Origin of the sequence: Amycolatopsis acidicola, assembly GCF_007713735.2 — a bacterium.
GTDB lineage: Bacteria > Actinomycetota > Actinomycetes > Mycobacteriales > Pseudonocardiaceae > Amycolatopsis_E > Amycolatopsis_E acidicola.
Map to the genome: position 1 here is coordinate 1 of NZ_VMNW02000036.1, position 19,082 is coordinate 19,082.

At 69.8% G+C, this 19,082-nt stretch carries 22 protein-coding genes; 10 read left to right on the forward strand and 12 right to left on the reverse strand.

Annotated elements, in window-relative coordinates:
- Window positions 1-113: 113 nt before the first annotated feature.
- The gene (locus FPZ12_RS22955) at window positions 114-1,874 is read right to left on the reverse strand and encodes a DEAD/DEAH box helicase (RefSeq protein WP_144747760.1); all 1,761 of its coding nucleotides are present in this window, start codon (window positions 1,872-1,874) and stop codon (window positions 114-116) included.
- A gap of 191 nt (window positions 1,875-2,065) precedes the next feature.
- Between FPZ12_RS22955 and FPZ12_RS22960 the strand changes: the two genes are divergently transcribed.
- Window positions 2,066-3,145 carry a YihY/virulence factor BrkB family protein gene (locus tag FPZ12_RS22960; protein ID WP_208025959.1) on the forward strand — a complete coding sequence of 360 codons (1,080 nt, stop codon included), beginning with the start codon at window positions 2,066-2,068 and terminating at the stop codon, window positions 3,143-3,145.
- Here FPZ12_RS22960 and FPZ12_RS22965 read toward each other — a convergent pair.
- Window positions 3,112-3,360 carry a DUF3039 domain-containing protein gene (locus tag FPZ12_RS22965; RefSeq protein WP_144747759.1) on the reverse strand — a complete coding sequence of 83 codons (249 nt, stop codon included), beginning with the start codon at window positions 3,358-3,360 and terminating at the stop codon, window positions 3,112-3,114. The genes FPZ12_RS22960 and FPZ12_RS22965 overlap by 34 nt on opposite strands.
- 78 nt (window positions 3,361-3,438) lie before the next feature.
- Here FPZ12_RS22965 and FPZ12_RS22970 point away from each other — a divergent pair, with 78 nt between their 5' ends.
- The 4 genes from FPZ12_RS22970 to FPZ12_RS22985 are packed head-to-tail and all read left to right on the forward strand — an operon-like array spanning window position 3,439 to window position 6,136.
- A complete protein-coding gene (locus tag FPZ12_RS22970; RefSeq protein WP_481726110.1) occupies window positions 3,439-3,843 on the forward strand; it encodes a tautomerase family protein in 405 nt (134 codons plus the stop codon).
- 14 nt (window positions 3,844-3,857) lie between these two features.
- Complete coding sequence (locus tag FPZ12_RS22975; protein WP_144747758.1) at window positions 3,858-4,355, forward strand: pyridoxamine 5'-phosphate oxidase family protein; 498 nt, start codon at window positions 3,858-3,860, stop codon at window positions 4,353-4,355.
- A 24-nt stretch (window positions 4,356-4,379) separates the two neighbouring features.
- Window positions 4,380-5,282 (forward strand): pseudouridine-5'-phosphate glycosidase, encoded by a 903-nt coding sequence (locus FPZ12_RS22980; protein WP_144747757.1) that lies wholly within the window; start codon window positions 4,380-4,382, stop codon window positions 5,280-5,282.
- Window positions 5,279-6,136, forward strand: a complete 858-nt coding sequence (locus FPZ12_RS22985; protein WP_144747756.1) for a carbohydrate kinase family protein — start codon at window positions 5,279-5,281, stop codon at window positions 6,134-6,136. The genes FPZ12_RS22980 and FPZ12_RS22985 overlap by 4 nt, the downstream gene beginning before the upstream one ends.
- A 256-nt stretch (window positions 6,137-6,392) precedes the next feature.
- Here the strand turns inward: FPZ12_RS22985 and FPZ12_RS22990 are convergent, their stop codons facing one another.
- The 3 genes from FPZ12_RS22990 to FPZ12_RS23000 are packed head-to-tail and all read right to left on the reverse strand — an operon-like array spanning window position 6,393 to window position 9,121.
- A complete protein-coding gene (locus tag FPZ12_RS22990; RefSeq protein ID WP_144747755.1) occupies window positions 6,393-6,740 on the reverse strand; it encodes a DUF3099 domain-containing protein in 348 nt (115 codons plus the stop codon).
- A gap of 38 nt (window positions 6,741-6,778) precedes the next feature.
- Window positions 6,779-7,882 carry a M20 family metallopeptidase gene (locus FPZ12_RS22995; RefSeq protein WP_144747754.1) on the reverse strand — a complete coding sequence of 368 codons (1,104 nt, stop codon included), beginning with the start codon at window positions 7,880-7,882 and terminating at the stop codon, window positions 6,779-6,781.
- A 6-nt stretch (window positions 7,883-7,888) separates the two neighbouring features.
- Entirely contained in the window at window positions 7,889-9,121 is a 1,233-nt protein-coding gene (locus FPZ12_RS23000) for an amidohydrolase (protein WP_144747753.1), read from the reverse strand.
- A gap of 38 nt (window positions 9,122-9,159) precedes the next feature.
- On the opposite strand from FPZ12_RS23000, the gene FPZ12_RS23005 reads away from it, so the two are divergent.
- The 5 genes from FPZ12_RS23005 to FPZ12_RS23025 all read left to right on the forward strand — a co-directional run bounded on the left by FPZ12_RS23005 (window position 9,160) and on the right by FPZ12_RS23025 (window position 14,666).
- Window positions 9,160-10,641, forward strand: a complete 1,482-nt coding sequence (locus FPZ12_RS23005; RefSeq protein WP_144747752.1) for a DUF7782 domain-containing protein — start codon at window positions 9,160-9,162, stop codon at window positions 10,639-10,641.
- 88 nt (window positions 10,642-10,729) lie between these two features.
- Window positions 10,730-11,155: a D-aminoacyl-tRNA deacylase gene (gene dtd / locus FPZ12_RS23010; protein ID WP_144747751.1), complete on the forward strand. Its 426-nt coding sequence runs from the start codon at window positions 10,730-10,732 to the stop codon at window positions 11,153-11,155.
- A gap of 220 nt (window positions 11,156-11,375) precedes the next feature.
- On the forward strand, window positions 11,376-12,407 hold the full coding sequence (locus tag FPZ12_RS23015) for a sigma-70 family RNA polymerase sigma factor (RefSeq protein ID WP_144747750.1): 1,032 nt from the start codon (window positions 11,376-11,378) through the stop codon (window positions 12,405-12,407).
- A gap of 331 nt (window positions 12,408-12,738) precedes the next feature.
- Window positions 12,739-14,406, forward strand: a complete 1,668-nt coding sequence (locus tag FPZ12_RS23020; RefSeq protein ID WP_144747749.1) for a fumarate hydratase — start codon at window positions 12,739-12,741, stop codon at window positions 14,404-14,406.
- Between the two features lie 20 nt (window positions 14,407-14,426).
- Window positions 14,427-14,666, forward strand: a complete 240-nt coding sequence (locus FPZ12_RS23025) for a hypothetical protein (RefSeq protein WP_144747748.1) — start codon at window positions 14,427-14,429, stop codon at window positions 14,664-14,666.
- Window positions 14,667-14,975: 309 nt separating this feature from the next.
- Here FPZ12_RS23025 and FPZ12_RS23030 read toward each other — a convergent pair whose 3' ends face one another.
- The 7 genes from FPZ12_RS23030 to FPZ12_RS23060 form a co-directional block, all read right to left on the reverse strand.
- Entirely contained in the window at window positions 14,976-15,419 is a 444-nt protein-coding gene (locus FPZ12_RS23030) for an SRPBCC family protein (protein ID WP_144747747.1), read from the reverse strand.
- Window positions 15,420-15,436: 17 nt separating this feature from the next.
- Window positions 15,437-15,901 carry a hypothetical protein gene (locus tag FPZ12_RS23035; protein ID WP_144747746.1) on the reverse strand — a complete coding sequence of 155 codons (465 nt, stop codon included), beginning with the start codon at window positions 15,899-15,901 and terminating at the stop codon, window positions 15,437-15,439.
- Window positions 15,902-16,093: 192 nt separating this feature from the next.
- Complete coding sequence (locus tag FPZ12_RS46530; RefSeq protein WP_243769980.1) at window positions 16,094-16,312, reverse strand: hypothetical protein; 219 nt, start codon at window positions 16,310-16,312, stop codon at window positions 16,094-16,096.
- Window positions 16,290-16,499: a hypothetical protein gene (locus FPZ12_RS47195; protein ID WP_243769981.1), complete on the reverse strand. Its 210-nt coding sequence runs from the start codon at window positions 16,497-16,499 to the stop codon at window positions 16,290-16,292. Before FPZ12_RS47195 ends, FPZ12_RS46530 begins: the two co-directional genes overlap by 23 nt.
- 14 nt (window positions 16,500-16,513) lie before the next feature.
- A complete protein-coding gene (locus tag FPZ12_RS47200) occupies window positions 16,514-17,173 on the reverse strand; it encodes an ATP-binding cassette domain-containing protein (protein WP_279537830.1) in 660 nt (219 codons plus the stop codon).
- A 102-nt stretch (window positions 17,174-17,275) separates the two neighbouring features.
- Window positions 17,276-17,947: a phosphonatase-like hydrolase gene (locus tag FPZ12_RS23055; protein WP_144747745.1), complete on the reverse strand. Its 672-nt coding sequence runs from the start codon at window positions 17,945-17,947 to the stop codon at window positions 17,276-17,278.
- Window positions 17,944-19,047: a TIGR03364 family FAD-dependent oxidoreductase gene (locus tag FPZ12_RS23060; protein ID WP_144747744.1), complete on the reverse strand. Its 1,104-nt coding sequence runs from the start codon at window positions 19,045-19,047 to the stop codon at window positions 17,944-17,946. Before FPZ12_RS23060 ends, FPZ12_RS23055 begins: the two co-directional genes overlap by 4 nt.
- Window positions 19,048-19,082 lie beyond the last annotated feature (35 nt).

Here is a 19,082-nt window from a genome sequence, read left to right on the forward strand (position 1 = left end):
CCCCCGGACCCCCGCCGGGGTCACCGTGAGCGAGTCGCTCACCGCGGGGGCGAGGCTGACTTCGCAAGACGAAGGCGGGTGCTCGACCGGGAGCACCCGCCCTTCGCGTTCGCTTACCAGGAGCGGAGGGTGACGATCCGTTCTTCCAGCTGCTCGACCGTCGCCATGGCGGTGGGCGGGCCGCCGCAGGCACGCCGCAGCTCGTTGTGAATCGCCCCGTGGGGCTTGTTCGTGCGGTGGTGGTACATCCCGACCAACGTGTTCAGTTCCTTCCGCAGCGACGCGATGCGCTCCTGCGTGGACTTCGGCCGGACAGGCGCGGCGGGCGCCTCCTTCTCCGGCTTGCGGCGGCCCGCGTCGGCCAGCTGCTCCTCCTGCCGCTTCCGCAGCAGCGCCCGCACCTGGTCCGGCTCCAGCAGCCCGGGCAGGCCGAGGTACTCCTGCTCCTCCTCGCTGCCGGAGAACACCGCCGTGCCGAAGGAGTTCCCGTCGTAGATGACCTGGTCGAGCTCGGCCGAGGCACCCAGTGACGTGAACGCCTTCTCCTCCTCGCCCGGCTCGTCCTCGGTGCGGTTGGCCTGGGCGAGCAGCTCGTCGTCCCAGCCTTCCTTCTCCCGGTGCGGTTTGCCGAGCACGTGGTCGCGCTGGGCCTCCAGCTCGCTGGCCAGTTCGAGGAGCACCGGCACGCTGGGCAGGAACACGCTCGCCGTCTCGCCCTTGCGCCGCGCCCGCACGAACCGCCCGATGGCCTGGGCGAAGTACAGCGGCGTGGACGCGCTCGTCGCGTAGACACCGACCGCGAGACGCGGCACGTCGACGCCCTCGGACACCATCCGGACGGCGATCAGCCACCTGTCCTCGCTCTCGGAGAACTCGCCGATCCGCTTGGTGGCCTTGGGATCGTCGGACAGCACGACCACCGGTTCGACGCCGGTGATCCGCTGCAGCAGCTTGGCGTACGCGCGCGCCGTCTCCTGGTCGGTGGCGATCACGAGACCGCCCGCGTCCGGGATTCCGCCGCTGCGCAACTGCTGCAGCCGCGTGTCCGCGGCCTGCAGCACCGCGGGCATCCACTCGCCGCCCGGATCCAGCGCCGTGCGCCAGGCGCGCGCCGTCTGCTCCGCGGTGAGGGGCTCGCCGAGACGCGCCGTGAACTCCTCGCCCGCGTTGGTGCGCCACGACGCCTCGCCCGAGTACGCGAGGAAGACCACGGGCCGGACGACACCGTCGGCGAGGGCGTCGGCGTAGCCGTACGAGTGGTCCGCCTTGCTGCGCATGGCGCCGTCGCCGTCGGGCTCGTACGAAACGAACGGGATCGGGGAATCGTCGCTGCGGAACGGGGTCCCGGTCAGCGACAGCCGCCGCACCGCGGGCGTGAACGCCTCGCGGATCGCGTCACCCCAGGACTTCGCGTCCCCGCCGTGGTGGATCTCGTCCAGGATCACCAGGGTCTTGCGGTTCTCCGTGCGGACGCGGTGCAGCGTGGGGTGCGCGGCCACCTGCGCGTACGTGAGCGCCACGCCCCGGTAGTCGGCGGAGGTGGCGCCCTGGCCGTTGCGGTAGTTGGAGTCGATCGCGATGCCGGCGGCCGCGGCCGAGATCGCCCACTGGTGCTTGAGGTGCTCGGTCGGCGTGACGATGGTGATCGACTCGACCGTGCGGTCGGACAGCAGTTCGGCCGCGATGCGCAGGCCGAACACCGTCTTCCCGGCGCCCGGCGTCGCGACCGCGAGGAAGTCCCGCGGTTTGGTGGTCAGGTACTTCGTCAGCGCCCGCCGCTGCCACGCGCGCAGCGGCCGCGCGGTGGAGTCGTTCTGCGGTTCGGGCGCGGCGAACCCGGATTCCCCCCGATTACGCTGTGCCGTGTCCGACAAGGATCTTCCCCCTCCTCTCGCCGACAGGAACGCCACATGCGAAAACCCCCACGGAGCCGTCCGGCGGCGACGCCGGGCGTGGGTGAGGGCGCTCGTAGGAGACTACCGGCCCGGTACGACAACGGCTGCGAACGGCACGGCCGAGTGCAAAACACCACAGGCGCGACGAGCCAAAACGCACTCGATGGACCATGCTGGACACCGAGATGAGCGAGCAGACCGAACCCCGGCCACCACGCAAGGGCGTGCGGCACCTGATCGGCCGTACGCTCGGCAAAGCCTGGGGCGGCAACATCTTCTCCGAGTCCGCGGAGGCCGCGTTCTGGCAGACACTGTCCCTGCCGCCGCTGTTGCTGGGACTGCTGGGCAGCCTCGGGTTCATGGGCGACTGGTTCGGCCAGGGCTTCGTCACCACGGTGCACGACAAGATCATCACGTTCTGCGAGCGCGTCTTCACCAGCAACGTGGTGGACCAGATCATCGAGCCGACGGTGGACGACATCCTCACCATCGGCAAGGGCGAGATCGTCTCCGTCGGCTTCCTGATCTCGCTGTGGGCCGGCTCGTCGGCGATGTCCTCGTTCGTCGACGCGATCACCGTGGCGCACGACCAGTACGGCGTGCGCAACGAGGTGTGGCAGCGGATCTTCGCGCTACTGCTGTACCTGTGCGGGCTGGTCCTGCTGGTGATCGGGCTGCCGCTGATCGCGCTGGGCCCGGACATCCTGGTCGACTTCTTCCCCGACTCGTGGCGGCCGACGCTGTCGACCTGGGTCGGGATCGGGTACTACCCGGTGCTCGCGGTGGGCCTGATCATCGCGCTCGCGACGCTGTACAAACTCTCGCTGCCGCGCCGCCTGCCGTGGCACCGCGGGCTGCCCGGCGCGGCGCTGGCCATGGTGATCTTCCTGCTGGCCAGCATCGGGCTGCGGATCTACCTGACCTGGATCACGCGCACGGGCTACACCTACGGCGCGCTCGCCACGCCCATCGCGTGGCTGCTCTTCACATACTTCATCGGCATGGCCGTGGTCGGCGGCGCGTACTTCAACAGCGCCATCCAGGAGCTCTGGCCTGCGAAGATGACCAGGCGGCAGCGCCGCAAGTGGCGCCGCCTGGAGCTGGAGAAGGCGAAGGAGCGGCTGAGCAAGCCGCGCGGCAAGAAGCAGGACGAGGGCGCGCCCGCGCCGCGCACTGAGGAACCCGGCGAGGCCGGTGAAGACCTCGCCGAGGTGGATCACTCCTCGGGGCCGGGGCGCAGTCCTTCGTAGATCTCCTTGCAGGCGGGGCAAACCGGGGAGCCGGGCTTCGCCGACTTCGTCACCGGGAAGACCTCGCCGCAGAGCGCCACCACGTGCGTGCCCATGACCGCGCTTTCGGCGATCTTGTTCTTGCGCACGTAGTGGAACATCTTCGGCGCGTCGTCGTCGGTGCTGTCCGTGGATTCCGGCCTGGTTTCGGTGTCCGGCAGCGTCATGGTGCTCATGTCTCCATGATGCCGCAGTCCGCCGGTCCCGCGAAGGACACCTTGTTCTCTGTACCTACTGGTATGTACAGTCTCGTCATGCCTCTCGTACGGCTCGTCATGCCTCTCGTACGGATCGACGCCCCACCCACCCACGAGGACGCGACGCTGGCCGCGCTCGGCGACGCGGTGCACCAGGCGATGACCGAGACCATCGACGTACCCAAGGACGACTTCTTCCAGGTCATCCACCGGCACGAGGCGGGCCAGGTGCGCTACGACCCCGGCTACCTCGGCATCAGCCGCGACGACGGGATCGTGTTCATCAGCCTCACCATGCGCGTCGGCCGGCGGAACGCGCAGAAGAAGGCGCTGTACGCGCGGATCGCCGAACTGGCCAGGGAACGCGCCGGGATCGAGCCGCGCAACGTGTTCGTCAGCATCACCGAAACCCGCGAAGCGGACTGGTCGTTCGGGGAGGGGGTGGCGCAGTATCTGGAGTGAGGGGGTGAACCCGGATGCTGGAGCCACGCGCGACACGCCCGTACATGCCCGGCTACGGCACACTGCCCGCGGACGAGGGCACGGGACTGCTGCCGTGGTCGTGGGCACTCGACCGGCTGCGGAGTTCGCACGACTTCTGGCTTTCCACAGTCTGGCCGGACGGCCGCCCGCACCTCATGCCGGTGTGGGCGGTCTGGCACGACGAAGCGCTCTGGTTCTCCTCGGGGCTGCACGCCCGCAAGATCCACAACCTGCGGGCGAACCCGGTGGTCTCGCTCGCGACCGACGACCCGCTCAACCCGGTGATCGTGGAGGGCGCCGCGAAGGTCGTCTCCGACACGGTGTCCCTGCAGGCTTTCCTCCGTGCGGTCAACGAGAAATACGGCACGGGCTACGACGCGGATCTCACCGACCCGGCCCGCCACGCGACCGTGCGGGTGCGGCCGAGATGGGCCTTCGGGCTCGACGAGGCCGACTTCGCCGGCTCGCCCACCCGCTGGGAGTTTCGCTGACCGGGTCGGCGAAAATGGACCTTCGTGACCCAGATTTCCCGTTCCGGCGAAGTCGCCGATGCCGTCAACAGCGGCAGGCCCGTCGTCGCGCTCGAATCCACCATCCTGTCCCACGGGCTGCCGCCCGGCCGCAACCTCGATGTCGCGCGCAGGCTCGAAGAGACGGTGCGCGCCGCGGGCGCGGTGCCGGCCACCATCGCGGTCCTGGACGGCACGCCGGTCGTCGGGTTGTCGGCGACGCAACTGGAGCGCGTGTGCGCCGCCGACGCGGGGCTGGACAAGCTTTCGCTGCGTGACCTCGGCCCGGCGATCGGCCTCGGCCGCTCGGGCGCGACGACGGTGGCCAGCACGTCGGCGCTGGCACACAAGGCGGGGATCGGCGTGTTCGCCACCGGCGGGCTCGGCGGGGTGCACGTGGGCGCGGCCGAGTCCTGGGACGTGTCGGCGGATCTCGGTGTGCTGGGCCGGATCCCGACGCTCGTGGTGTGCTCCGGGGTCAAGTCGGTGCTCGACATCGCCGCGACCCTCGAGGTGCTGGAGACGGCGTCGGTGCCGGTGCTGGGCTACCGGACCGACCAGTTCCCGGCGTTCTACCTGCGCTCGCGCGGGTTCGAGGTGCCGTGGCGGGTGGAGGACCCGGCGCAGGCCGCGGCCGTCGTCGCCGCGCACCGGGAGTACGCGTCTTCCGGTGTCCTGCTGGCGAATCCCATTCCGCTGGAGTCCGAAATGGACAGAGAGCTGCACGACCGGATCCTGCGGGAGGGGCTGGAGCTCGTGCGCGCCAAGGAGGTGCACGGCAAGGATGTGACTCCGGTGCTGCTGGAGCACTTCCACGAAGCCAGCGAAGGTGTGAGCCTGGACGCGAACGAGGCGCTGGTGCTGTCCAACGCGAAGCTGGCCGCCGAGATCGCGGTGGAGCTCGCGTGAAGGTGGTCGTGGTCGGCGACGCCGGCCTGGATGTGGTGGCACGCCACGAAAACGCGATCGTGCAAGGCGGGGACTCGCGCGCGAGCGTGCGGCTGGCCGGCGGCGGCGCGGGCGCGAACACCGCGCTGTGGCTGGCTTCCACCGGTGTGGAGACGACGCTGATCGCCCGTGTCGGCGATGACGCTGGCGGGCGGCTGATCCGGTCGGAGCTGGAGTCGGCGGGCGTGCGGTGCGCGTTCACCGTCGACGAGGATGCGGCGACGTGCTGTGTGGTGGTGTTGGTGGACAAGGACGGGCAGCGCAGCATGCTGCCCGACCGCGGCGCCAACGCCCGCTTCGCGCCTTCGGACGTTCTCGCGTCGGCGTTGGACGGCGCGGCGCATCTGCATTTGTCCGGCTACGTGCTGTTGGACCCGTCGTCGCGGCCCGGCGGTCTGGCCGCGTTGGCGGCCGCGCGGGAGGCGGGGTTGACCACCTCGGTCGACCCGCAGGCGGCGGCGCTGCTCACGGACCCGGCGGGCTTCCTCGACGACGTGCGCGGGGCGGACCTGCTCCTGCCGAACGCGGACGAACTGCGTGCGCTGGCCGGCTCTGACGGCCCGGAGGCTCTGCTCGACTTCGTGGGCGCCGTGGCGGTGACGGCGGGCATGGAGGGCGCGCGCTGGGTGGACGGGGACGGCACCGTGAGCGTGCCCGCGGAACCGGCGGACTGCGTGGACTCCACCGGCGCCGGGGATGCCTTCGACGCGGGCGTCCTCTCGGCCCGCCTCGCCGGACAGTCCACTGTGGACGCCCTCCGCGCAGGCGTCCGTCTTGGCGCGAAGGCCGTCGGACAGGTCGGGGCGCAGCCTTAGCCCGGTGGTTCGGTCGTGTTGGCCGCCCCGGTGCGCGAGTTGGCCGCCCCGGTACGCGAGTTGGCCACTCCCGCGGGCACATTTGCCGCCCCTTGCAGAGATTGGCCGCCCGTACACGAGTTGGCCGCCGCCGGTGGCCAACTCGCCGACCCCACCGGCCAACACGCCCGCGCGAGCAGCAAACACACCGACGCCAGCGGCCAAGACGCCCGCGGGAGGGGCGAACACGCCGCGGGCATTGGCAAACGCCTCGGCGTCAGCCGTCGATTACGCGGTGTTCGCGGTGTTCCAGTTGCCGCACTTCGCGTTCGTAGCGGCTGACCTTCTCGGTCTTGCGCGGCGGGCTGTCGTTGGCGATCAGCACGGCGACCCACGGCAGCGGGATGGACAGCACGACGAACAGCAGCGCCAGCCACCACGTGTGGTAGAAGACCCCGGCCAGGATCAGGCACGGAAAACGCAGCCCCATCATCAGCATGTACTTGCGCTTCCGCGCGGCGTGCTCTTCTTCGTAGGAGGGGGCGGCCTCGGTGATGAGCACCGGGTCGGCCTCTTCCCCGGCATCGCGGGGAGTCCTGCGCACTACGACCACCTCCGTCCCCATCGTCCCACCCGGATCTCCCCGGCGACACCCGGGGAGGGTCACAACCCGCACCAATCCCGGCAGATCAAGGTGAAAATCTCGGCGGATTCGGCCAGCCGGCCCAGCGCGCACCATTCGTCGGTGACGTGGGCCTGCGCCGGTTCACCCGGCCCGCAGATCACCGTCGGCACCGAACCGAGCGCGGGAGTCAGCACGGACGCGTCGGTGAAAAAGGTCGCGGCGCGCGGTTCGCCCGATTCGCCCGTGACGGAGCGGACGGTCTCGGCCACCGAGGCGGCCCATTCGTCACCGGGGTCGGTCCACACGGACGGCAGATCCACCAATGTCCGCAGGTCGAGGCCTGCGACGCGCGCCAGCGCTTCGGCGAGTTCGGCGTGGTTCTGACCGGCGATCGTGCGCACATCGACCGTCGCGACCGCGCGGTCGGGCACCGAGTTCGTGTTCAGCCCGCCCGAGATCGTGCCCACGTTCAGTGTCGGCGCGCCGAGGATCGGGTGCGGTCCGGCGTCGAACCGGTAGCCCTCCAACGCCGTGACCGCGCGGGCGAGCCGGTAGATCGCGTTCTCCCCCAGCTCGGGCGTCGAGCCGTGCGCGGTGACGCCGGTGGCCAGCAGCTCCAGCCACAACGCGCCCTTGTGCCCGTGCACCACGGAGTTCGCGGTCGGCTCGGCGATCACCAACGGGCCGCTCGGCCCGTCCAGCACCGAATCGGCGACGTACCGGGCGCCGTGCGAGCCCGTCTCCTCCGCGGCCGTGAGCACCAGCCGGACCCCGGCGCGCTTCGGTGTCTTGCCCGCGAGCGCGGTGGCCGCCGTGACGATCGCCGCGACGCCGCCCTTCATGTCACTCGTGCCGCGGCCGTAGAGCCTGTCGCCGTCGAGCTCACCGAAGGGCGAGTGCTGCCATTCCGCCGCACCGAGCGGCACCGTGTCGACGTGCCCCGACAGGCACAGCGGCGGCACGTCGAGCTCCGTGTGCCAGTCGGCGACCAGGGTGCCGCGGCCCGCCTCGTGTTCGGCGATCGCGACGACGAACCCGGCCTCCTCCAGCAGCGGCACGAGCAGTTTCAGCGCGGCCGTCTCGTCCTTGTCCACCGTGTCCAGCCCGACCAGTTTCCTGGTCAGCGCGACCACATCCACCATGCCCGATCAGCTCCCGCCGCCGAGGTAGTGCAGCGCGCCGACGACGAGTGCCTCCACCCCGGTGCGCAGCGTGGGATGCGGGATCGGCGCGAACAGCGGCGAGTGGTTCGACGGGATGTCCTGCTCGAACCGGCCCGCGGCGATGGCCGTGAACACCGGCTCGGGTTCCAGGCCGCCGGTCAGCCAGAACACCGACCGCGCGCCGGCCGCGCGGGCGAGTTCGCTGAAGTCCTCGCTGCCGGTGACCAGCGGCGCCTCCAGCCAGTGGCCCTGGCCGAAATGCTGTTTGAAGACCTCGGTGACCTGCGCGTTGGCTTCGTCGTCGTTCTTCGTCACCGGGAAGCTCGCGATGGTGGTGATCTCCGGTTCCTTCGGGCATCCGGCGACCACCGCCTCGCCGCGCACGATGCGCTCGATCGCGGCCAGCACCTTGGCGCGCACCTGCTCGTCGAAGGTGCGGACGTTGATCTCCAGCTCGGCGTGGTCGGCGATCACGTTGTGCGCCGTGCCGACGTGCATCGACCCCACCGTCACCACGGCCGAGTCGGTGGCCGAGATCTCCCGGGAGACGATCGTCTGCAGCCTCGTGACGACCGACGCGGCCAGCACCGCCGGGTCGACCGTGGTCTCCGGGCGGGACCCGTGCCCGCCGCGCCCGTGCAGGACCACCTTCAGCGCGTCGGTGCCAGCCATGATCACCCCGGGCCTGGTCAGCACCCAGCCCGCCGGCCCAGGCACGACGTGCTGGCCGAGGCACACGCTGGGCTTTCCCGCGATGTCGAAAAGCCCGTCCTCGACCATCGTCTTGGCGCCCGAGCCCCGTTCCTCGCCCGGCTGGAAGACCGCCAGCAGTGTGCCCTGCCAGCTCTCCTTCGCCTTCGCGAGCAAATCCGCCGCGCCACTGAGCCAGGCCGCGTGCATGTCGTGCCCGCAGGCGTGCATCACGCCGTGCTCTTCGCTGGTGTACTCCAGGCCCGTGCGCTCCTCGACGGGCAGCGCGTCGATGTCGGCGCGCAGCAGCACTACCGGGCCGTCTCCGTTGCGCAGCACGCCGAGTACGCCGGTGCCCCCGATCCCCGTGTGCACCTCGTAACCGGATTCGCCGAGCCGCCGGGCCAGTTCGGCCGCCGTGCGGTGCTCGGCGAAGGACAGCTCGGGGTGCCGGTGCAGATCGAGGTACAGCTCTTCCAGCGTGGGAAGGAGCCCCTCGAGCGGAGCGAGTGTGGCCGGGATGCTCATCCCGCCATCTCAGCACACCCGTGGAAGGATCACCCGCTGTGAATCCTGAGTTTTCCGACGAGTTCTGCGCACGGTTGCGTGAAGCTTTCCGCCGTACCGGTTACGACACCGACGGGGTGCTCGGGGCGCTCGGCGTCCCCGCGCACGCCGCGCTCGGCCGTGGCGAGCCGGAACTGGCGTTCCGGGCCAGCCGCGACGCCGGCGAGCTGGGCACGCTGATCCGGCTGTTCCTGTTGGGCGGCAAGGAAACCGAGGCCGACGTGCGGGCCGCGCTCGCACCGCTGCCGGTCGAAGACGCGTTCGCGGCCGGGCTGCTCCGCGGCGCGGGCGACGACGTCCGCGCGGGCCTGGATGTGCGCCCGCACGGGGACGAGCAGGGCTCGTGGTGGGTGGTTTCGGATCTGGATTCCGACGCGCTCGGGAGCGAGGTGCCGGTCGATCACGTGCTCGGCGTCGGGCACGCGTCGCTGAGCCTCGTGCGCGCGACGATCCGCCGCCCGGTGCGGTCGCTGCTCGACCTCGGCACCGGCAACGGGGTGCAGGCGCTGCACGCGGCGCGGCACGCGGAAAAGCTCACCGCCACCGACCTGTCCCCGCGCGCGCTCGCGCTGGCGAGCGTCACGTTCCGGCTCAACGAGATCGACGTCGAACTGCGGCGCGGGGAATGGTTCGCGCCGGTGGCACGGCGGCGGTTCGACCAGATCGTGTGCAACCCGCCGTTCGTCGTCGGCCCGGCGAGGGTCGACTACACCTACCGCGACTCCGGCCTGGCCGGCGACGACGCGTCGGCGCTGGTGGTGCGCCAGCTGCCGGCGTTCCTCAACGAGGGCGGTGTCGGGCAGCTGCTCGCTTCGTGGCTGCACATCGAGGGCGAGGACTGGGGCGACCGGGTGGCGCGCTGGCTGCCGCCGGGCGTCGACGCGTGGTTCGTGCAACGCGACATCGCCGATCCGGGGCTGTACGTCGGAACCTGGCTGCGCGACGCGGGAATCGACCCGCGCTCGCCGGAAGGCCGCGCGAAGGCGGGCGCGTGGCTCGACTGGTTCGCCGAGGAAAAGGTGCAGGGCATCGGTTTCGGCTTCGTGACACTGCGCCGCGCGGACGTCACGGATCCGACGATCGTGTGCGAAGACCTCCGGCAGGCCTATGACGATCCGCTCGGCCCGGAAGCCGGTGCCTGGCTGGATCGCGTCGCGTGGTTGCGCGATCACGGGAACGAGTTGCTGGAGACCAGGTTCCGGGTCCCGCCGACGGTGTTGCTGGAGCGCGTGGACGCCCCCGGCGAGGAAGGCTGGGAGACCACCGTCCGCCGCCTGCACCGCAGTGACGGGCCGGGCTGGCAGCACGAGGTGGACGAACTGGCCGAGGCGTTGCTCGCCGGCTGCCGGGGCGCGCTGCCGCTGGCGGATCTGCTGGAGCTGCTCGCGTTCGCTCATGGCGGAACGGCCGGGGAACTCGCCGAAACGGCGGTGCCGATGATCCGGGAACTGGTGCGGCACGGGATGGTCGAACCCGCGTGAGGACTGCTTGCAGGTCCGAGCCATCGAGCACCACGCCTGCCGACGCGAAAACACTGCCGCGGCTTGCCGCGTCCGACAAGGAGGGCGCGTGAGGGCTGTCGTCGCAAGGGTTACCGAGGCGCGCGTGGTCGTCGCCGGGGAGGTCGTCGGGGCCGTGGACGAGCCGGGGCTGCTGGTGCTGCTCGGCGTGCACGTGGACGACACGGCGGAGAAAGCCCCTGTGATGGCACGCAAGTTGCACGAACTGCGCATCCTCGATGACGAAGAGTCATGCGCTTCGACCGGCGCTCCACTATTGGTGGTGAGCCAGTTCACGCTCTACGGAGACACCCGCAAAGGACGGCGTCCATCGTGGAGCGCGGCGGCCCGTCCGGCCGCGGCGGAAGAGATTTTCGACACGGTCATCAGTGAACTTTCCGGCCGCGGCGCGCGTGTGAGCACCGGCGTATTCGGCGCGAAGATGGCTGTACACAGCGTGAACGACGGGCCGTTCACGGTGCTCGTCGAGGTCTAGACCTTTACCTCTCAGGAAGACCTCAGGTTTGGTCGAGCAACCGGACGGGCGTTTCCGCCGTCCATTTCTCGGGAACGCGGGAACGAATCCAGGGCCGACCGCGTTGACCCAGATGTCCAGCCAACAAGCTGGATTCGCGTACCGGGTTCCACAGGCCCGGGCCGCGACGCACAGCCGGTGTGACGCACCAACGTGTCAGCCCGTGACCGGGGAGGCAAACATGTCAGTACAGACTCTGGAGCGGAAGCCGCGGCGGAGCCGCGAGCGCAAGCTCCCGGAACCGGCTCTCGAGTCCAGCGTACCCGCTCCCGCGATGACGGACGCGGACCTGGACGCGCAAAGCCCCGCCGCCGACCTCGTCCGCGTGTACCTCAACGGCATCGGCAAGACCTCGCTGCTCACCGCGGCCGACGAGGTGGAGCTGGCCAAGCGGATCGAGGCCGGGGTGTTCGCCCAGCACATGCTGGAGACCGCGCCGAAGCTCTCCACCGAGCGCAAGGCCGAGCTGAAAGCCCTGATCAGGGACGGGCACCAGGCCAAGAACCACCTGCTGGAGGCGAACCTCCGGCTGGTCGTCTCGCTGGCCAAGCGGTACACGGGCCGCGGGATGCCGCTGCTCGACCTGATCCAGGAGGGGAACCTGGGTCTGATCCGCGCGGTGGAGAAGTTCGACTACTCCAAGGGGTTCAAGTTCTCCACCTACGCGACCTGGTGGATCCGCCAGGCGATCACCCGCGGGATGGCCGATCAGGGGCGGACCATCCGGCTGCCGGTGCACCTGGTGGAGCAGGTCAACAAGCTGGCGCGGATCAAGCGGGACCTGCACCAGCAGCTCGGCCGTGAGGCGACCAACGAGGAGCTGGCCGCGGAGTCCGGCATCGCCGCGGAGAAGGTGGCCGACCTGCTTGACCACGCGCGTGACCCGGTGAGCCTGGACATGCCGGTCGGCACCGAGGAGGACGCCCCGCTAGGTGACTTCATCGAGGACTCCGAGGCGACCGACGCGGAGAGCGCGGTGATTTCCGGTCTGCTGCAAGACGATCTGCGCCGCGTGCTCGCCACGCTGGACGAGCGGGAGCAGTCCGTGATCCGGCTGCGCTACGGCCTGGACGACGGGCAGCCGCGCACGCTGGACCAGATCGGCAAGCACTTCGGGCTGTCGCGCGAGCGCGTCCGGCAGATCGAGCGCGAGGTCATGTCCAAGCTGCGCCAGGGAGAACGGGCCGAGCGTCTTCGCGCCTACGCCAGCTGAAGCAGAGGGTAATCGTCGCATTACCCAAACGGCCCGTTGACATATGACCTACGTCACGGGACGGTCGAAGCAACGTCCGGGGGGCCCACACGTCTCCCGGACGTGAGCTTCGCGACCGGTTCCCCCGGTCGCTTGCCCCGGAAGGTCGGGTCCGTCGGGGTGGGCCCGGCCTTCCGATTTTTCCGGGGTTTCCCTTATTCCAGGGCAATGTGCACGGTGCGACCTTCGTTCCGCGCCTTTCCCGCATCGGCTTCCCCACACCTCGGGGTCGTTTGCGCAAAGCACGCGGTAACGTCTTTTCTCACCCGAACCGCGTGCAAGGGAGCCGTGCGTGACCGCCACCACCACCTCGTTCCAGTACACCGACGTGCTGCCGCTAGCCCCGGACACCGAAACCGAATACCGCCTCGTCACGCCCGAAGGCGTGCGGGTCGTCGAAGCGGGCGGCCGCAAATTCCTGGAAGTGGCGCCGGAAGCGCTGACGAAGCTCGCGCGCACGGCGATCACCGACATCCAGCACCTGCTGCGCTCTTCACATCTGGCGCAGCTGCGCGCGATCGTCGACGACCCGGAGGCCAGCGGCAACGACCGGTTCGTCGCGATGGACCTGTTGCGCAACGCGGCGATCTCCGCGGGCGGCGTGCTGCCGATGTGCCAGGACACCGGCACGGCGATCGTGATCGGGAAGCGCAGCGAGGGCGTGCTCACCGGCGGCGCCGACGAGGAAGCCTTGGCGCGCGGCGTGTTCGACGCCTACCAGGAACTGAACCTGCGGTACTCGCAGATGGCGCCGCTGAACTTCTGGGAGGAGAAGAACACCGGCACCAACCTCCCGGCGCAGATCGAGCTGTACCACAAGGACGGCGCCAAGGACCCGGTCTACGAGTTCCTGTTCATGGCCAAGGGCGGCGGCAGCGCCAACAAGACGTTCCTGTACCAGGAGACCAAGGCGGTGCTGAACCCCAAGCGCCTGGCCAAGTTCCTGGACGAGAAGCTGCGGAGCCTCGGCACCGCGGCGTGCCCGCCGTACCACCTCGCGATCGTCGTCGGCGGCACCTCGGCCGAGTTCAACCTCAAGGTCGCCAAGCTCGCCTCGGCTCGTTATCTGGACAACCTCCCGGAGGAGGGTTCCGCGCTGGGGCACGGTTTCCGCGACCGTGACCTCGAACAGCAGGTGCTGGAGATGACGCGCCAGTTCGGCATCGGCGCGCAGTTCGGCGGCAAGTACTTCTGCCACGACGTCCGCGTGATCCGCCTCCCCCGCCACGGCGCGTCCTGCCCGGTCGGCATCGCGGTGTCGTGCTCCGCCGACCGCCAGGCGAAGGCGAAGATCACCGCCGACGGCGTGTTCATCGAGCAGCTGGAGCGCGACCCCGCGCGGTTCCTGCCCGAGGTCACCGAGGACGACCTGTCCGACGAGGTCGTGAGCGTGGACCTGAACCGGCCGATGGCCGAGATCCGCGCGCAGCTTTCGCAGCTGCCGGTGAAGACGCGGCTTTCGCTGACCGGCCCGCTCGTCGTGGCGCGCGACATCGCGCACGCGAAGATCGCCGAGCGGCTGGAGGCCGGCGAGGAGATGCCGCAGTACCTCAAGGACCACCCGGTGTACTACGCCGGCCCGGCCAAGACGCCCGAGGGTTACGCGTCCGGTTCGTTCGGCCCGACCACGGCCGGCCGGATGGACTCGTACGTGGCGCAGTTCCAGGCGGCGGGCGGCTCGCTGGTGATGCTCGCGAAGGGCAACCGGTCGAAGCAGGTCACCGCGGCGTGCCAGGAGCACGGCGGGTTCTACCTCGGCTCGATCGGCGGGCCCGCCGCCCGGCTGGCACAAGACTGCATCAAGCAGGTCGACGTGCTGGAGTACCCGGAGCTGGGCATGGAAGCGGTATGGAAGATCCAGGTCGAGGACTTCCCCGCGTTCATCGTCGTGGACGACAAGGGCAACGACTTCTTCTCGGAGACCTCGGAACCGGTGCTGCAGATCAGCTTCCGGAGCTGAGCGAACGGGTTGTCCCTGCAATGTCCCGAGTAGAACAGGGGGAAACGATCGAGGTGCCCCGTCATGGCCATGTGGTCGCGGTCTTCATCCCTCCTCCGCGTCAGCAGAGCCGGTTCGACGAGCTGGTGGTCCAGGGCGCGGCCCGGCCCGCTGAACGAGATCTGACGACCAGGAACCTGGACCAGTACACGAGAATCGAGGTTCCGGAGGACGTGGACCCACTCGCCATCCTGCTCGAAATGCGCGAAAACGAGCGATGATCTATCTCGACGCGTCAGCGCTCGTGACGTAGGCGGCACGCCGACGCACTCGATGCATGCCTTGGTGCACAAGAAGAAAAGACCTGCACCAGCACCATCGGCCTGATCGAGACGGTCCGGACCTGCGGCCAGGTCGGCACGTTCCCGGTGGCCATGCCGGGCGCGGAGTAGCGCGAAGTAGCTCAGCCTCCGCAACTGTCGGGCCCGGTGCCGGTCCCCCGAACCGGCACCGGCAGGGCCAACACATCGACGCGAGCAGCCAACACACCAACGCGAGCGGCCGCCACACGCCACCGCGAGCGATGCGGGTCAGGCCGCGGCGGCGGGGTACATCTGCTCCAGCCGGTCGAGGGTCTTCTCGATGCCCTCCTTGTTCTTCTTCGGGAAGAAGCTGATCCCGATCAGGAACGGGACGCGGGCGGTGGACCAGTCGAACGTCTCGGTGACCTTCGTGCCGCCGTCGGTGGGTTCGAGCTGCCAGCGCCACCGGTGGCCGTTGAAGTGCCGCCACGCGACGAGCCGGTTCTCCTCGTATTCGACCACCGTGTTGAGGATCTTGTAGGGCGCGCCCATCTTCATGTCCATCCCGAACTTCGACCCCAGTTCGAGCTTGTCCGGGCCGTTCGACTGCGCCGCGAGCACCGTGCCCGACCCGTCGAGCACGGGGTGCTTCGACGGGTCGGTCAGCAGGGCGAAGATCTCTTCGGGCGTGGTCGCGATCGTCCGCGTGCCCGAGACTTGACGTTTGGCCATGGGCACACGCTAGGACATCAGCCGCCGCGTTTCTCGCTCGAGAGCACCAGCTTCCGTTCGCCCAGCGGTGCGCTCAGCGGCACCGAGACGACCGGGTAGCGAATGTCCATCGTGCACATCTGGCCCTTGATGTTGGACTTCGTTTCGATCAGGTTCAGCGCGACCTGCGACGACGTCTCCTCGCGGACTTCCACGGTCGCCTTGCCGCAGCCGCCTTCCTCGGCACGGAGGTAGACCGTCTTCCCGTCGGCTGTGACGTACACCTCATGCGGGTAGTCCGCGGGCAGCGCGCTCGCGTCGAGCTGGCCCGGTGGCACGACGAGCAGGCCGGTCGGGAAGCTCTGCGAGCTGCCCGGTTTGGTCGGCGCGGCGCTGCTGCTGGGCGGAGCGCTGGTGGCACCCCCGCCCGCGGCCGGGACGCTCTGCGGTTGCTGGCCACAGGCGGTGACCGTGACGAGCGCTATTCCTGTCGCGGCGAGCATTCCTTTCCACCTCATGCCCCCAAGACGGAACGGGCGCGTCACGGGGTTGCATCAGCGTTCGGCGGCGCGCCCGCGAAGCAACCCGAACGCGGTGACGCCGACGAGGGGTGACCAGCAGCAACACGACCGTGCCTGCCGAGGCGAGGAACACCTGACCCCGGTCGGCGAGCGCGAAGATTCCGCGAGGCTCGCCTAAGCCGCCATCGCGGGCAGTAGCACGGGCAATCGCACGCGCAGCAGCACCCGCGCCGGGCCGGCCCCGAGGCTGCCCGCGACCAGCGCCAGCTGCGGGTCCGTGCGCCGCGCGGCCGCGGAAACCGTGCTGTAGGTGAAGGGCAGCACGATCCCGGCGAACAGCACCGCGAAGACCGTCCAAAGTAGAGCCTTGCTACGCCGCGTCGACAGCAGCACGGCGGTCTCCCTTCGTCAGCGCCCGGCGATAAGCGCCGTACAGCAGCAACGAGAACACCACGTTGATGATGGCGATCACGCACGCCGACGGGTAGTCGAAGGCGACGATCCCCTTGCCGTACACCAGCATCGGCAGCGTGATCACGTCCTTGGCGCCGATGAACAGGACGATCCCGAACTCGTTCATCGCCAGCAGCATGGTCAGGCAGGCGCCCAAGCCAGGGACGGCAACGCCTCGGGCAACACCACCTGGCGCAGCCCAGCGGCACGCCCCACGGCGAGCACAAGAAACCCGCGCTGTGGAAGATCCCCGTGCTGCCGTAGAGGAACGACGGGAACGCGAGGACCGTGTCCACGAGCCGCGAAAGCGTTTGCGCGCCGGGGAAGGGCACGAAAGCGATCACCAGCGCCAGGAAGGTGCCGAACAGTACGCAGCCGGCCGTCGTCCCGAGCGCGATGAGCACCGTGCGCCACGCCGCATCGCAGCAGTTCGGCCACCATGTCCTCGCGCAGCGCGGCGTCGAGCGCGGACAGCGGCTCGTCGAGCAGCAGCACGTTGGGCCGGATCGCCAGCGGTCGCGCGATCGCCACCCGCTGCTGTTGCCCGCCGGACAGTTCACGCGGGAAACGGCGCGCGTAGACGCCCATGCCGACCAGATCCAGCGTCGCGGCCACCCGGTCACGGATCTCCGGCCGCGACATTTTCCTTGCCTTCAAACCGAAAGCGATGTTGTCGGCCAGGTAGTCCAGCGCGCCCTGGTCACCGAGCACGTGCTGCAGCTCCACCAGCACCGCCGTGCCGTCACCGGCCTCGCCTGGGGTGGAGTACTGGAGCTTGCCCTTGTACTCCGGGTCGAGCAAGTCGTCCTAGGTCTTCGGGCCTGTGGGTTGGCTTTCTCCTTCTCCACCCGCGAAGTGACCTCGCCGGAGCCCGCGCGAGCGCGACGACGAGCGCCTTCTTCCTCATGCCAGTGCTCCTAGGGTGGTGGGGAGATCGCGAACGGAATCGAGAACGTGGGTGGCTCCGGCCGCTTCGAAGTCCTCGCGGCTGCCGGAGCCGGTGAGCACGCCCGCGGCCACGGCGGCCCCGGAGCGCAGGCCGGTGAGGATGTCGGACGAGGTGTCCCCGGCGACCGCGACGTGGCGCAGGTCGGTGACCTCCAGCCGCAGCACGGCGCTGAGCACGAGGTCGGGGAACGGGCGGCCGCGCACGCCGGGGCCGGGCGCGAGCACGAGGTCGGCGAGGTCCTGCCAGCCGAGCGCGTCGAGGATGGCGTGCTGCGTCCCGGCGGCGAAACCGGTGGTGAGCGCGACCTTGGCCCCGGCTTCGCGCAGGGTACGGATGGTGTCCTCGGCGCCGGGAACGGGCTCGCAGCGGCCCTTGTCGACGAGTCCCTCGTAGGCCCGGCGGAACTCGTCATTCGCTTGCTGGGCAAGGGTTTCCTCACCGAGCAGGGCACGGAAGACGACGATCTTGGACTGGCCCATCGTCTCGCGGACGTGGTCCAGCATCTCCGGCTGCCTGTCCGCGGCGACGCCGACGGCGGTGATCGCGGTGGTGAAAGCCTCCTCGACCAGGCCGTCGTCGGCGACGGTGGTGCCGGCCATGTCGAGTACCACGAGTTCGGTGTTCACAGTCCGGCCTCCTCGGCGGTGTCTTCGGCGATCGCGGGCGCGCAGGTCATGCCGCGCCCGCCAGGGCCGGTGATGATCCACGCGTTGTCGGCGACGCGGGCGCGGTGCACGACGAGCGAAGGATCGGTGCACTGCGCGTAGATCCCCGCCCAGCGGCGGACGATCTTCGGCAGCGGACGGCCGAGAAACCCTTCCACCACACCGCGAAGGTGTTCGTACGGGGCTTCGGTGACGTCGAACGGGAAGGGCTCGTCGTAGGCATGGGTGTCGCCGATGGTCAGCCCGCCGTCGAGGCGTTGCACCATCAGCAGCTGCATCGCGTTGTCGGCGGTCACTTCCTCCTGCGGCTGGTCGCGGTTGAGGGCGTCCAGCGCGTCGCCCCGGAAGGCCGGGTAGTAGCGCAAGCTGTCGCCATCGGCCACCGAGGTGGTGAGTTTTTCGCCCAGTGGCCCGGTTTGGCACATCTGCAGCCGTACCCGCCGCACCGGGATCTCCGGCACCAGCTCGCGGACGAACCCGCCGAGCCACGCGCCGGTGCACAGGAGCACGAGGTCACCTTCGTGCCGCTCACCGCGGTCGTCGACGACGCCGTTCTTTTCCAGCGCTCGGATTTCCCTGCCGGGAAGCCAGGTGTAGCGGCCACTGGACTCGAGGCGGGCACGCAGCGCGGGTTGCGCGACACGGGGTTCGACCGCCGCGTCGGCCGGACACCAAAGCGCACCAAGGAATTCGCCGCGCAACGCGGGGTTCAGCGCACGCGTCTCGGCCGCGTCGAGCAGTTTGAACTCACGGTCGGCCGGGGCCCGCGCGGCGACCGCGTACTCGGCCTCGGTGCGCAGCACCGTGAGAGAACCGTTGGCACGAAAGCCCAAACCCGGCGTCTCGGCACCGATCTCGCCCCACAGCCCGCGGGCGCGGACGGCGACCTCCAGCTCCGGGCCGGACGCGCGGCCGCTGACCCAGACCAGCCCGAAGTTGCGCACGGATGCCCCGCGCGCTTCGGGTTCGCGTTCGAGCTGGACCACTTCGTGACCGCGCTGGACGGCCTGCCAGGCGTGCATCGTGCCGAGCACGCCACCGCCGACGATGAGAATTCGCACGCGGCAGACCTTCGCCGCTCATCGTGAACAGCCCA